12 protein-coding genes and 1 pseudogene are annotated in these 13,378 nt (G+C 71.1%); 8 read left to right on the forward strand and 5 right to left on the reverse strand.

Translation table 11 applies throughout. The features are described from left to right. The first annotated feature begins 98 nt into the window (after positions 1-98). The 7 genes from galT to IO29_RS02750 all read left to right on the forward strand — a co-directional run bounded on the left by galT (position 99) and on the right by IO29_RS02750 (position 7,302). Positions 99-1,160 carry a galactose-1-phosphate uridylyltransferase gene (gene galT / locus IO29_RS02720; protein WP_030377451.1) on the forward strand — a complete coding sequence of 354 codons (1,062 nt, stop codon included), beginning with the start codon at positions 99-101 and terminating at the stop codon, positions 1,158-1,160. Further along, positions 1,157-2,122, forward strand: coding sequence for a UDP-glucose 4-epimerase GalE (gene galE, locus IO29_RS02725; protein ID WP_030377452.1), 966 nt, complete (start codon positions 1,157-1,159; stop codon positions 2,120-2,122). The genes galT and galE overlap by 4 nt, the downstream gene beginning before the upstream one ends. An 82-nt stretch (positions 2,123-2,204) precedes the next feature. Continuing rightward, positions 2,205-3,377, forward strand: coding sequence for a galactokinase (galK, locus tag IO29_RS02730; RefSeq protein ID WP_030377453.1), 1,173 nt, complete (start codon positions 2,205-2,207; stop codon positions 3,375-3,377). 206 nt (positions 3,378-3,583) lie between these two features. Beyond that, on the forward strand, positions 3,584-4,030 hold the full coding sequence (locus IO29_RS02735) for a hypothetical protein (RefSeq protein ID WP_030377454.1): 447 nt from the start codon (positions 3,584-3,586) through the stop codon (positions 4,028-4,030). Between the two features lie 5 nt (positions 4,031-4,035). Further along, complete coding sequence (locus tag IO29_RS02740) at positions 4,036-6,210, forward strand: hypothetical protein (protein ID WP_030377455.1); 2,175 nt, start codon at positions 4,036-4,038, stop codon at positions 6,208-6,210. After that, on the forward strand, positions 6,200-6,853 hold the full coding sequence (locus IO29_RS02745; RefSeq protein ID WP_030377456.1) for a hypothetical protein: 654 nt from the start codon (positions 6,200-6,202) through the stop codon (positions 6,851-6,853). The genes IO29_RS02740 and IO29_RS02745 overlap by 11 nt, the downstream gene beginning before the upstream one ends. Beyond that, entirely contained in the window at positions 6,853-7,302 is a 450-nt protein-coding gene (locus IO29_RS02750) for a hypothetical protein (protein WP_030377457.1), read from the forward strand. The genes IO29_RS02745 and IO29_RS02750 overlap by 1 nt, the downstream gene beginning before the upstream one ends. A 19-nt stretch (positions 7,303-7,321) precedes the next feature. Here IO29_RS02750 and IO29_RS02755 read toward each other — a convergent pair whose 3' ends face one another. The 4 genes and pseudogenes from IO29_RS02755 to IO29_RS02770 all read right to left on the reverse strand — a co-directional run bounded on the left by IO29_RS02755 (position 7,322) and on the right by IO29_RS02770 (position 11,802). After that, entirely contained in the window at positions 7,322-7,930 is a 609-nt protein-coding gene (locus IO29_RS02755) for an ALF repeat-containing protein (RefSeq protein ID WP_030377458.1), read from the reverse strand. A gap of 159 nt (positions 7,931-8,089) precedes the next feature. Then, positions 8,090-10,264 (reverse strand): glycosyltransferase family 4 protein, encoded by a 2,175-nt coding sequence (locus IO29_RS02760; RefSeq protein WP_030377459.1) that lies wholly within the window; start codon positions 10,262-10,264, stop codon positions 8,090-8,092. 313 nt (positions 10,265-10,577) lie between these two features. Continuing rightward, a pseudogene (locus IO29_RS02765) lies at positions 10,578-10,934 on the reverse strand (VOC family protein); the annotation flags it as partial. Between the two features lie 34 nt (positions 10,935-10,968). Continuing rightward, complete coding sequence (locus IO29_RS02770; protein ID WP_030377461.1) at positions 10,969-11,802, reverse strand: trans-aconitate 2-methyltransferase; 834 nt, start codon at positions 11,800-11,802, stop codon at positions 10,969-10,971. Between the two features lie 98 nt (positions 11,803-11,900). Here IO29_RS02770 and IO29_RS02775 point away from each other — a divergent pair, with 98 nt between their 5' ends. Continuing rightward, positions 11,901-12,398 (forward strand): MarR family winged helix-turn-helix transcriptional regulator, encoded by a 498-nt coding sequence (locus IO29_RS02775; protein WP_030377462.1) that lies wholly within the window; start codon positions 11,901-11,903, stop codon positions 12,396-12,398. On the opposite strand, the gene IO29_RS02780 is transcribed toward IO29_RS02775, so the two are convergent. Further along, positions 12,357-13,133: a LuxR C-terminal-related transcriptional regulator gene (locus tag IO29_RS02780; RefSeq protein ID WP_030377463.1), complete on the reverse strand. Its 777-nt coding sequence runs from the start codon at positions 13,131-13,133 to the stop codon at positions 12,357-12,359. The two genes, IO29_RS02775 and IO29_RS02780, sit on opposite strands and share 42 nt — an antisense overlap. Positions 13,134-13,378 lie beyond the last annotated feature (245 nt).

The following is a 13,378-nucleotide window of genomic DNA, read 5'->3' on the forward strand; positions in this document are numbered from 1 at the left end:
ATCCCTGGTGGTTGTTTTTGTGGGATTGTGATGTTGACGTTCGAGGGGTGGCATGGTTTGTTATGTTGGGTTCTGTTGGAAGATTGGGGTAAGGCGCCGTGAAGAAGACCTCGACCCGGTTGGCCGACGGGCGTGAGCTGATCTACTACGACCTGCGTGACGACACCGTGCGCGACGCGGTGGACCGGCGCCCGCTGGAGCGCACCGTCACCACGTCCGAGATCCGCCAGGACGTGCTGCTCGGCGACGCGGTCGCCGTCGCCTCCCACCGGCAGGGCCGCACCTACCACCCGCCCGCCGACGAGTGCCCGCTCTGCCCCTCCCAGGGCGAGCGGCTCAGCGAGATCCCCGACTCTTCGTACGACGTCGTCGTCTTCGAGAACCGCTTCCCCTCGCTCGCCGGCGACTCCGGCCGCTGCGAGGTCGTCTGCTTCACCTCCGACCACGACGCGTCCTTCGCCGACCTCACCGAGGAGCAGGCGGGACTGGTCCTGGACGCGTGGACCGACCGCACCGCCGAGCTGTCCCATCTGCCCTCCGTCCAGCAGGTCTTCTGCTTCGAGAACCGCGGCGCCGAGATCGGTGTGACGCTGGGTCACCCGCACGGGCAGATCTACGCCTACCCCTTCACCACGCCTCGCACCGCCCTGATGCTCCGTTCCCTCGCGGCCCACAAACAGGCCAGCGGCGGGGAGAACCTCTTCGACGCCGTCGTGGAGCGGGAAGCCGCAGGTGAACGCGTGGTTCTGGCCACCGAGCACTGGGTGGCCTTCGTGCCCTACGCGGCCCACTGGCCCTACGAGGTCCACCTCTACCCGCGCCGCCGGGTGCCCGATCTGCTCGGGCTCGACGAGGCGGCGCGCACAGAGTTCCCCCAGGTCTATCTGGAACTGTTGAGGCGCTTCGACCGGATCTTCGGCGAAGGTGAGCCTCCGACGCCGTACATCGCGGCCTGGCACCAGGCCCCGTTCGGCGCGCTGGAGGAGTTCGACGGCGTGAGCCGCGACGACTTCGCGCTCCACCTCGAGCTCTTCACCATCCGCCGCACCTCCGGAAAGCTGAAGTTCCTCGCGGGTTCCGAATCCGGCATGAACGTGTTCATCAACGACGTGCCGCCGGAGGCCGCGGCCGTGCGACTGCGAGAGGTAGCGAGTTCATGAGTGGGAAGTACCTGGTCACCGGCGGTGCCGGCTATGTCGGCAGCGTGGTCGCCCAGCATCTGCTGGAGGCCGGCCACGAGGTGGTCGTGCTGGACAACCTCTCCACCGGCTTCCGCGAGGGCGTCCCGGCCGGCGCCGCGTTCGTCGAGGGCGACATCCGCGACGCGGCCAAATGGCTGGATCCCTCCTTCGACGCCGTGCTGCACTTCGCCGCGTTCTCGCAGGTCGGCGAGTCGGTGGTGAAGCCGGAGAAATACTGGGAGAACAACGTCGGCGGCACGATGGCGCTGCTCGCCGCGATGCGCGAAGCGGGCGTGCGCCGGCTCGTCTTCTCCTCGACGGCGGCGACGTACGGCGAGCCGGAGCAGGTCCCCATCGTGGAGACCGCGCCGACGAAGCCGACCAACCCGTACGGCGCCTCGAAGCTCGCCGTCGATCACATGATCAGCGGCGAGGCGGCGGCGCACGGCCTCGGCGCGGTGTCGCTGCGCTACTTCAACGTGGCCGGCGCGTACGGGGAGTTCGGCGAGCGGCACGACCCCGAGTCGCACCTCATCCCGCTCGTCCTCCAGGTCGCGCAGGGCCGCCGCGAGGCGATCTCCGTCTTCGGCGACGACTACCCGACGCCGGACGGCACCTGTGTGCGCGACTACATCCACGTCGCCGACCTGGCCGAGGCGCACCTGCTCGCCCTGGACGCGGCCGCGCCCGGCGAGCACCTGATCTGCAACCTCGGCAACGGCAACGGCTTCTCCGTGCGCGAGGTCGTCGAGACCGTGCGCCAGGTCACCGGTCACCCGGTCCCCGAGGTCGTGGCCCCGCGCCGCGGCGGTGACCCGGCGGTCCTGGTGGCCGCGGCCGGCACCGCCCGCGAGAAGCTGGGCTGGAACCCGTCCCGCGCGGACCTCGCGGGGATCGTCGCCGACGCCTGGCGGTTCGCCCAGGCACGCGCCGCCGAGTAGAACGTACGCGAGGAAAGACGTACGCGCGGCCGGCGCGTACGTCGTCGCAGCGAGTCCGTAGCGAAGGGTCAGGGAACAGGGCATGAGTGAGGCTGTCGCCAAGGCCGCCGGTGAGGTGGCCGACCGGTTCCGGGAGCTGTACGGGGCCGGGCCGGAGGGGGTGTGGGCCGCGCCGGGGCGGGTCAACCTGATCGGCGAGCACACCGACTACAACGACGGCTTCGTCATGCCGTTCGCCCTGCCGCACACCACCGTCGCCGCCGTCTCCCGGCGTGAGGACGGCGTACTGCGCCTGCACTCGGCCGACATCGACGCCGGCCCCGTCGAACTACCGCTCGACGGCCTCGCCCCCGAGTCCGACAAGAGCTGGACCGCCTACCCGGCCGGCGTGGTGTGGGCGCTGCGCGAGGCGGGCCACGAGATCGACGGCGCCGACATCCACCTGGCGTCCACGGTCCCCTCCGGGGCGGGCCTGTCCTCGTCGGCGGCGCTGGAGGTCGTGGTCGCGCTCGCACTGAACGACCTGTACGAACTGGGCCTGCGGGGCTGGCAGTTGGCGCGCCTGTGCCAGCGCGCGGAGAACGTCTACGTTGGCGCCCCCACCGGCATCATGGACCAGACCGCCTCCGCCTGCTGCGAGGACGGCCACGCCCTGTTCCTCGACACCCGGGACCTCTCCCAGAAGCAGATCCCCTTCGACCTGGCGGCCGAGGGCATGCGGCTCCTCGTCGTCGACACCCAGGTCAAGCACGCGCACAGCGACGGGGAGTACGGCAAGCGCCGGGCCGGCTGCGAGAAGGGCGCCGCGCTGCTCGGCGTCGACGCGCTGCGCGACGTGGCGTACGACGACCTCGACGCGGCGCTGGACCGGCTCGGCGACGAGGAGGAGGTCCGCCGCCTGGTCCGCCACGTGGTCACGGAGGACCAGCGCGTCGAACGCGTCGTCTCCCTCCTGGAAACCAGCGACCCCCGGGGCATCGGCCCGGTCCTCACCGAGGGCCACGCCTCCCTCCGCGACGACTTCCGCATCTCCTGCCCGGAGCTGGACCTGGTCGTCGACACGGCCCTGTCCACCGGCGCCCTCGGCGCCCGCATGACAGGCGGCGGCTTCGGCGGCTCGGCCATCGTCCTGACGGAGGAGGCGGCGGTCGAACCGATCACGAAGGCGGTGGAAGCCGCCTTCACGAAGGCCGGCTTCACCACCCCCCGCACGTTCACGGCGGTACCGGCGGCGGGGGCGCGACGGGTGCGGTGACGGAGAACGCGAGTGGGGGGCGCCCGGTTGTCACCGGGCGCCCCCCACTCGCACGCCCGGCCGCAACACACCGTGGCCGTAACGGCACTTGGCGCGGTCGGTAGTGTGCACGGTGTCCGCCGCGGAGACGCGGCCACAGGTCCGCACGTCGGTACCGGACCGGCGCAGAGCCGGCGGTGCCACGGAAGACACGGGGGAGGCCATCCATGGCATGGGAGGAATGGGACCGGCTGAAGGCCAAGGCGGCCGATCAGCACGCCGTCCGGATGCGGCTCAACCAGTATCCGGCCGACCAGGGAGGCGACGGTACCCAGGGCGATCTCGTCGTGGGCCACAAGGACCTCGAAGCGGTCGGCAAGGCGGCCCATGAGTTGTTCGACCACTTCACGACGTACAGCGGGCATGCGCGGGCGGCCTCGGAGTCGGCGGCGAGTGGGCTCAAGAGCGAGGGCTACGCCCTGGGCGGCGCCCTGGAGCATGTGGCGGAGCGTTGGAGCGAACAGTCCAAGACCCTGCTGGACGCCTGCACCCACATCTCCAACCACCTGCGGTACACGAAGAACCAGCACGCGGCCTACGAGTCCTACATCTCCGGCGCGGTGAGCAAGATCGCCACGCTGGACAAGGGCTTCGACGACCGGAAGGACCACTGACGCCGATGGACCTCGACGCGCTGCGTCACGGCAACTTCGCCAAGCTCGGTGAGGCGGTCACCGACTGGGAGCAGATGACGAAGAACCTCGCCGACCTGCGAAAGGACGCCGAGGACAATCTCAAGGCCAAGGCCGACAAGGCGGACTGGGCGGGCGTCAACGCCACCGTCACGCGCGGATTCGTCGACCGTACCGTCGCCGAGTTCGCCGACGCGCACACTCAGGCCGACTCCATCACCAAGATCCTCAGCGACACGCGTGGCGAACTCATCGACTACCGCACCCAGCTGAACAACGCCATCGAGCGGGCGGCTGAGCAGAACCTGACCGTCATCGACACCGGTGGCGGCACCTTCACCGTCGTGGGGAACACCCGCCCCGACTGGGCCTCCGACCCCAGCGGAAAGACCGGAGCGACGGACCCGAAGACGGCGGCCGCGTTCCGCGACGAGATCCAGGACATCCTGAGCAAGGCGACGCAGAGCGACACCAGCGCGGCCAAGGTCCTGCGACTCCTCGCGGACCAGACCAAGTACGGCTTCGGCGACGCCTCCTACGCCAGCCGCGACGAGGCGGCCGACGCCGTCGCCGCCGCGGAGAAACTGGCCAAGGCCGCCAAGAACCCGGCCGACATGAGTGTCGACGACATCGCCGACTTCAACCGCACGATGGCGAAGTACAGCGGTGACCCCCTGTTCGCCGAGCAGTTCGCGACACGGCTGGGGGCCAAGGGGACACTCCAGTTCTGGACCGAGATGACCCACGCCCACGCAGGCGCCAAGGGCTCGGAACTCGACACGATGAAGGACCTGCAGACCAACCTGGGCCTGACCCTGGCCACGGCGTCCTTCTCGGACTCGGACGCCATGGGGGACTGGAAGAAGGACCTCGTCGCCGAGCGCAACACCAACTTCCGCGCCTCCGGCTCGTTCGGCCCGGTCGGTGCCCTGGGTTCCCAGGTCATCAGCAGCCTCATGCGACAGGGACAGTTCGACACCGAGTTCCTGGACGACTACCGGGAGAAGATCTTCAAGGCGGACAAGGCGGCGGGGGACGCGGGCACCCACGACCTGTGGGTCAAGGGGTACGACTCCCTGGACCTCGTCTTCGGCGACGGCAACGGCCGGGATCCGCTGGAGGGTCTGTTCGACGGGCTCTCCCACAACCCCGAGGCGGCGGAGCACGCCTTCGCGTCCAAGTCGGACCTGGACCACATGCTCGGCACCACCAGGTACACGGACCGGGGCGAGGCCCTCGGCCGCGCCCTGGAGAGCGCCGTCACCGGCGTGGCCGACGGCGACACCACGTCCATGGCCCCGCCGCACAACGCGACGCAGGTACGGATCATGGCCAACATCATGGAGGCGGTGGCCCAGCCCGGCGGTGGCGCGGACCTTGTGAGCAAGGGCATGGGCGAGAGCTTCGGAGACATGGCGGCCGCTTATATGCCGGAGATCAGTCAGGCAATCGCCGGTCCTAAATCGGATGCAGTATTCCTCACTAACAGTGAAGCCCCTGGCGGACTCGTCCTTTCGGACGCGGCCCGTTTCCTTTCGGCGACATCTGCGGACCCTGCGGGTAGAGCGGGAATCATCTACGGGGAAAGCATCTACACCGGAAGCCTCCTTGAGGCGCATCTCTCGGACCCCTCCCTGTTCGATGGGGGCCGCAAACAACTCCTCTCCGACATCGGGAGGAATGCGGGAATTATCGAGGGAATCGTCGGGCACTCCGCGGCGAACTCCGAAGTCGGTAAGGCTGTCGACGGCCAGAAGGACTACAACGACGCACTGAAGGCGAAAGGAGATTTCGCCAAGACCTGGATCGCCATCGGTATGGCCGGCGTCAAGGTGCCGGAGAGATACGGCGGAGACCTTATGGGTGCTGTGGGCGGTGGAATGGTCGGAGCGGTCGCTGGATCGGCCGTCGATCGCCTGCTCGAGGGCCAGCAACTGGAGGGCGCCAAGGACGAAGCGTTGTACTACTCCAGTAAAGACCTGTTCAAAATGCGGGATTCGGTCAGCCAGCAAGCCCAGTGGTCAGTGGATGACGCCCTGGCTCGACATCACCTGAAACTACCGAAGGACGGAACGGAGGACGCCGTGCGACAGGCCGTGAACGATGGTTGGAAGGACAGCGATTACTACCTGAATCGCTCCGAGGACCGCTATGAACAGTAATGCGAAGGGGAAAAGTGCGTCGCAGTACAACCTCAAGGGGCTCTTGCTCGGTCTCGTGATCGTTGGACTAGTGGGTGCAGGTGTTGTCTTCTTCTTCGTGAAGGGGTTGTATCTCCTCCCGGGCAAGGTGTGCGAAAAATCCGTGCAACGGGACATCGCGGTCCGGGCCCTGCCGCGTGCACGGGTGGCGGATCAGTGGGCGGATCAACACGGCTCCGGGCGCGATTTCGTCTTCAACTGCACCGTTTCCACCAGCGGGAACTCGGTTCTTTCGGGCCGGGTAGCACTTCAGGACACGTCCGCATCCGGATGGGTGGACTTCTATAGGCAGTCCGCAGGCCATCACGTGGTCAGTGTCTCGAAGAACGGTGTAGAAGCTCTGGCGCAGACGGATAGCGATCGTGGCTTCGCTTCCGTCTACGTACCGTGTGTGCCGAGGGACGTGGAAGCGAACACGGCGTCGGACGGCTTTGCCCTGGTGGCGCAGGCTCAAGTGAGCGGGGAGAGCAGGGCTACCGGCAGAGAGCTGAGCCAGGTCGTGACCGACTTCGCCTACCAGCTCTCCCGGCACGCCTACGAGTTGGCCGAGTGCAAGGCTCAGCGGGACTTCCCCGCGGAACTGCCGCGTTACGAGGACCGGTGATGAAGGACGACGAGCTGCGGGCCCGGTTCGACGGGCGGGGTGTGGTTGAGGTGCGGCTCGACGTGTCGGCGGGGGGCCGGGCCGAGGAGGTCGGTCATGCGCTGGGGTACACGTTGATCCGGCGCGGGAAGATCACCCGGAGGCTGCTCGAGCTCGTCTTCCGGCGCGACGACGACCCGCTGGCCCGGCGGCGGGCCGAGGAGACCGTCGAGCGGTTGCGGGCGGGCGGTCCGGTACTGCCGGAGGGGAAGCAGCCCACGTTCCCGCCCCCGCCGCCATCCCCGCCCCCGCCCCTTACGCTCCGGGAGCCGACACCGCGTCCCCGGCGGTCGCTGGAGCCACAGCCGCCTCCACCGGCCCCGTCGGGCCCGTCCGGGCCCCGGATCCCGTCCCGCCCGCCGTATCCGCCACCGCCCCCGCATCCCGGCACCCCGCCAGCCGGCCGGTAGGCGGAGCGGGAGCGGCTTCTCAGCCGTCGACCTCGTACTGGCCGACCTCCAGGAAGTGGCGCATGGCCTCGGGGGTGCCGTCGTCCAGGACCGCGTAGATCGCGGTGCGCATGGCGTCGGTGAGGTCGGGGTCGGCGAGCATCTGGAAGAGGGTGAAGCGGTCGTCCTCGGCCTGGGCGAGGCGGTAGCCGGTCTCCAGGAACTCGCGGGCGGCCTCGGGGGTGCCCGCGTCGAGGGCCTTGGCGGCCTCGCGGTAGACGGCCCTGCCAGAGGAGGGCTTGCCGATGATGGTGAAGATGGCGACCTGGTCGTCCTCGAACTGGGCGAGCCGGTAGCCGGTCTCCAGCCAGGTGCGCATCTCCTCCACCGTGCCGTCGTCGAGGAGGGCGTTCGCCTCCTTGGTGACCCGCTTGCCGCTGTCCGGGTTCGCCAGGATGCGCAGGATGGCGATGCGCAGGTCGTGGATGTCCATGTCGTCGTAGGGAGACCCGGCGCCCGGGTCCGTGTCCGACGCGGCGGCGGCCGGGACGGCGGTCGCCGCGCCGGCGGCGAAGGACGGGGTGGAGAGCAGCAGCGCCGGGGCGAGGGCACCGGCGGCCACGGCGAGCGTCACACGGGTCAGTCTCACGGGGTCGAACCACCTTGGATCGAGGGGGTGTTGGGCGTACCGCTCGGTCGGACGCGGCGGGATCATCGTGTCAGCGCGGCGCGGGGCGGGTCATTGCCCGGTCCACGCAGTGTTCACAGGCTGTTCATTGCCGACCGCTTCCGGCCCCCGCGTCCGCCCCTACGCGCTCTCCGGGCGCACGCGCAGCGCCAGCGCGTTGCTCGCCGTGAAGTACGGATTCACCCGGTGGCCGCCGACCACCGTGCCCGGTACGACGTCCGTCTTCTTGCGCTCCACCACGTCCCCGCCGATCCGCCCCAGCGGCACCGGCGCCGCCAGGCCGGGGCCGGTCAGCCGTAGGTCCCACGGTGCGTCGTCACCGGTACTCCGGCGGACCGGTTCCTCGTACGGGAGGGTGAAGACGAATCCGCCGGCGCCCGTCGGCCGTACGGGCACCGCGATCTCCGATGCCCCCTCCGCCCGCCGCACCGCCGTGACCCGCGCCCCCTCGGGCAGCGCCGTCCCGTACAGCGTCGCGGTCACCGTCACCGACGCCGTGCCCTCCTCGTCGACGAGGAGCCGTCCGACCTCCGCGTGCGCGGGGCGCAGCCAGGTGCGCAGGGCGAGGAAGCCGTCGGTGGTGGTGTACGGGATCCAGGAACTCACGCCCTCGGGGCCGGCCGTGGGCGGGAGCCCGACCAGCGCGGCCTGTTCCACGATCCGCGCGGTGATCCGCCGCCGTCGCGTCGCCCCGTCGCCCGCCGGCACCAGGTAGCAGTCCCAGCGGCCGTCCGGCAGGACGTGCTCGGCGCGGGACAGCAGGACCCGCCGGCCGGCCCCGCCCTCCGGCACGGGGACGCGGAGCTCGCGGCCCTCCGGATCGTGGCGCAGCCGCAGCAGCAGTTCGCGCGGCCCGCCGGGCAGCCGGCCGCCCCGCCCCGGCCGGACCAGCAGCCCGCCGTCGGCGGTCGCCGTGGCGCACAGGGCGAGGGGCTGCGGCGGGGCGGAGGGCTGCTGCGGCGGGGCGAAGGGCCCGGCGGCCGTGAGGGCCGAGGCGCCGCGCCCCCTGGCCTGCGGCTCCCTGGCCTGCGGCCCCTTGGTCTGCGGCTTCCCGGCCTGGGGCTCCCTGGCCTGCGGCCCCTTGGCCTGCCGCTCCCGTCCCAGCCGCAGCCGTACCCGCGACGCGGCTCCCGAGAGCGTCCGCCGGCGCGCCCGCGTCAGCTCCTCGAACAGCGTCTCGTACCGCGCGGCGATGGCGTCGGGCGCGTACGCGCGGGCCTTCTCCCGGGCCGCCGCGCCGAGCCGGCGGCGCAGCGGCTCGTCGTCGATGAGACGTTTCAGCGCGTCCGCGAGGGCGTCGGCGTCGCCGGACAGCGGGGTGAGCAGGCCGTCCCGCTCATGGCCGATGATCTCGGCGGGGCCGTGCGGGCAGTCGGTGGCGACGACGGGAACCCCGCAGTGCATCGCCTCGACGATGGTCATGCCGAACGACTCCATGTCGGAGGAGACGGCGGCGATCGCCCCCTTGGCCCACTCGGTCTCGATCGGTGAGACCGCTCCCATCAGGAACACCCGGTCGTACAGCCCGAGTTCGTCGATCAGCTCCCGCAGGGCGCCCTTCTGCACGCCGCGCCCGTACAGCCGCAGCGTCCAGTCGGGATGCTCGGCGGCGACCTTGGCGAAGGCGGTGACGAGGCGGTCGTAGCGCTTGACGGGGATGAGCCGCCCGGCGGCGACGATCGTGCGGGAGTCGAGGGTGGACGGGGCCACGTCCGGTGTCGGCACGCTGTTGGGGATGCACATGATCCGCGTACGGGCCCGGGGCAGGGCGGCGCGGTACGCGGCGGCGTCGGCCTCGGAGACGGTGAGGAAGGCGTCGAGCCCGGGGACGGCCGCGTTCTGGTCGTCGCGCACCTGCTCGCGGTGGGCGGAGAGGCTGAGGTGCTCCTGGCCGAGGCGGAGGTAGCGGCTGTGCCGGCCGCCGCGGGCGAGGTAGCCGTTGAGGTCGGGGCGGGTGGCGATCACCACGTCGGCGTCGGTGCCGGTGAGGTACTCGGCGATGCGCCGGTCCTCCAGCGCGGTGTGCGGCTCGTTGAGGGAGTACCCGAACATCGTGGTCGGCCGGCGGGTGAGCTCGTGGTCGCTTTCGTCACGGGGGGAGCCGGCGCGGGTGTCGACGAGCGGGGTGAGCCTCACCCGCGGGTCGAACGCGAGCCGCGGCGCGTCCTGGGAGCGGTGGACGCTGACGACCTCGACGTCGTGCCGCCGTTCGGCGAAGGCACCGGAGAGGTTGGCCGTGGCACGGATGGTGCCGCCGATGCCGTACGCGTTGTTGATCAGGAAGGCGATCTTCATGGGTCCCCCGGGACCGTCCGCCACGTCCGCTCGCACCCCGCCTACACGCTCGAACGTGGCGGAAACCGTGCGGAAGTGATGGATGAGCAGTGAACGGGCTTCGAGGAGCCTATGAGCCGAACGATCACGAAGTGGCGATTGGCGGCCTTTGCGTCACCTGATTCGACCAGATGTGAATGATCTATGGCTGATTGTGTGCGGTTGTGTGGATGGAGGCATTGGTTCCGTTTGCCGCGGGCGGGGAAGGTGCCGCGGGCGGGGGAGGTGCCGTGAGCGGGGATGGTGCCGTGAGCGGGGAGGGCGGCCCGGCCGCCGTCGGCTCCAGGAACTCCAGCCGGTTGCCGACCGGGTCCTCGGAGTAGAAGCGACGGTGCCCGGGAAGGGTGTCGTCCCAGACGACCCGGGCGCTGCGGGCGGTGAGGCGGGCCGCGTACGCCTCGATCCCGGTGACGCGCAGCCCGGGGTGCGCCTTCCGGGCGGGGCGGAAGTCCTCCTCCACGCCGAGGTGGAGCCGGACCGTGCCGGCCGCGAACCAGCAGCCCCCGCGGGCGGCGAGCACCGGCGGCTTGGGCACCTCCGTCATGCCGAGCACCCCGGCGTAGTAGGCGCGCAGCAGATCCTCGGAGCCGGGGGGTGCCGCGAGCTGGACGTGGTCGAGGGAGACGAGCATCAGGAATCACCCTCCTCGCGTGCGGCGGTGAGCATCAGACGCCGCCCTCCTTCCGCGCCACGGCGAAGATCCGGCGGAACGGGAAGACCGTGCCGTGGGCCGTCGCCGGGTAGGCCGCGCGCAGGGCCGTGCGGTACTCGGCGACGAAGGCGTCGCGGGCCTCGGGGTCGTCGCCGAGCGCGGTGAGGACCGGGCGCAGGCCCGTGCCCTTGACCCAGTCGAGGACCGGGTCCTGGCCGGTCAGCAGATGCAGATACGTCGTCTCCCACACGTCCGCCGCGCAGCCGAGGCCGGTCAGGGTCTCCAGGTAGACGGCGGGGGAGTGCACGGCGTCCTCGTGCCGCAGGGTGTCCGCGAGCCGGTTCCGCCAGCGCGGGGAGCCGGCCAGCTCGCGCATCAGCCGGTGGCTGGGGGCGTCGAAGTTGCCGGGCACCTGGAAGGCGAAGGTGCCGCCCGGCGCCAGCGCCGCCGTCCAGCGGGCGAAGGCGCGCAGATGGCCCGGCACCCACTGCAACGTGGCGTTGCTCAGCAGCAGGTCGTACGGCTCGGGAGGCGTCCAGGTGCGCGCGTCGGCGACCGCGAAGTCGAGCCGGCCGCCGCCGGGGGTGGGCCCGGCGTGGGCGACGGTGGCCGCGTCCAGCATCTCGGCCGAGTTGTCGTAGCCGGTGATGTGCGCGGCGGGCCAGCGGTCGGCGAGCAGCGCGGTGACGTTGCCGGGGCCGCAGCCCAGGTCGGCGATGCGGGGCGGGTCGCCGGGGAGGGCGGGGACGCGGGCGAGCAGGTCGACGAAGGGCCGGGCGCGGTGCCCGGCGTGCCGCAGGTACTGGCCGGGGTCCCAGACGGGGGTGGTCGGGCTGGTGGGTGCCATGGCGGAGCTCCTCCCAAGTACCTTGACATCAAGATACTGAACATCAAGAAGGCGTACGTCAAGAGACTTCACGTCGACACAACCACTACACTGATCGTATGGAGGACGAGGTCGATCGGCTGGTCGCAGCATGGCGTCGGGAACGCCCGGACCTCGACGTGGAGCCGCTCGAGGTGCTCAGCCGGGTCAGCAGACTCGCCCGGCATCTGGACCGCGCCCGCCGGCTGGCGTTCGCGGAGCACAGCCTGGAGCCGTGGGAGTTCGACGTGCTCACCGCGCTGCGCCGGGCCGGCGCCCCCTATCAGCTGTCGCCCGGGCAGTTGCTGACCCAGACCCTGGTCACCTCGGGCACGATGACCAACCGCATCGACCGGCTGGCCAAGAAGAGCCTGGTGGAGCGGCTGCCCGACCCCACCGACCGGCGCGGCGTGCTGGTCCGGCTCACCGAGGTGGGCCGGGACCAGGCCGACCGCGCACTGGCCGGACTGCTCGACCAGGAGCGAGCCCTGCTCGCCGAACTGAGCAGCGCCCAGCGCGCCCAACTGGCCGGACTGCTACGCCAGTTGACCGCCCCGTTCGACAACATCCCCGGTTAGCTTCAGATCGACGGGACCCACCCCGGCCCGCCGCGCGAGGGCGACGGCGGCCAGCGTGGAGTGCACGCCGAGCTTGCCCAGCACGTTCTGCATGTGGGTGCGGACGGTGTGCGGGGAGAGGAACAGCCGTTCGGCGACGGCCTTGCGGCCCAGCCCGGCGACCATGCAGCGCAGCACCTCGCGCTCGCGCGGGGTCAGCGACTCCACCAGGCGCTCGCTCTCCGTGCGGTGCTTGCGCGCGGCGGTCAGTTCGCGCAGGACGCCGGTGAGCAGGGCGGGCGGCAGATGCGTCTCGTCGCGCAGGACGCCCCGGATGACGGTGAGCAGCCGGACGAGCGAGCAGTCCTTGGCGACCCAGCCGCACGCCCCGGCCTGGAGCGCGAGCGCGGCCCGACGCGGGTCGTCCCGCTCGGCGAGCACGACGGTGCGCACGCCGGGCTGGGCGGTCCGCACGCCGGTGACCAGCGAGATCCCGTCGACGAACCCGTCCGCACCGACCGGCTGCACGGGCACGGCGGCGGGCCGGGGAGCGGGCACACCGCACCCCAGATCGGCGTCGACGAGCATGACGTCGAATCTGCGGCCCTCGGCCGCCGCCCGCTCCAGGCAGCGCAGCGCCGCCGGGCCGCTGCCGGCGGCGGAGACCTCGACGTCCGGCTCGGCGGCCAGGGCCGCGGCCAGCGACTCGGCGAAGATGCGGTGGTCGTCGACGACCAGGACTCGGATGCGCACCACTGAAATACCCCCACAGGTCGGGGGACGGCCGGAGCGGGTACGGCGCCCGGAGTTCCCGAGCAGCCGGCTCGGGACACGGGGCGTCGCAGCCCGCACGGCCGCCGCCGTGCTGAGACTGCTACCCCCACTCCGGGCGTCGTACCCGACTGATTTCGCCCCCTGATCGGCACCGGCCCCCACCGGCACCGTCCTCAGAGTAGGGCCGTGTGCGCGGAGCGGAAGCGAATTCGCGGAACTGCCCGTCC

Origin of the sequence: Streptomyces sp. NRRL F-6676 (assembly GCF_000725625.1) — a bacterium.
In the GTDB taxonomy this organism is placed as follows: Bacteria; Actinomycetota; Actinomycetes; order Streptomycetales; family Streptomycetaceae; genus Streptomyces.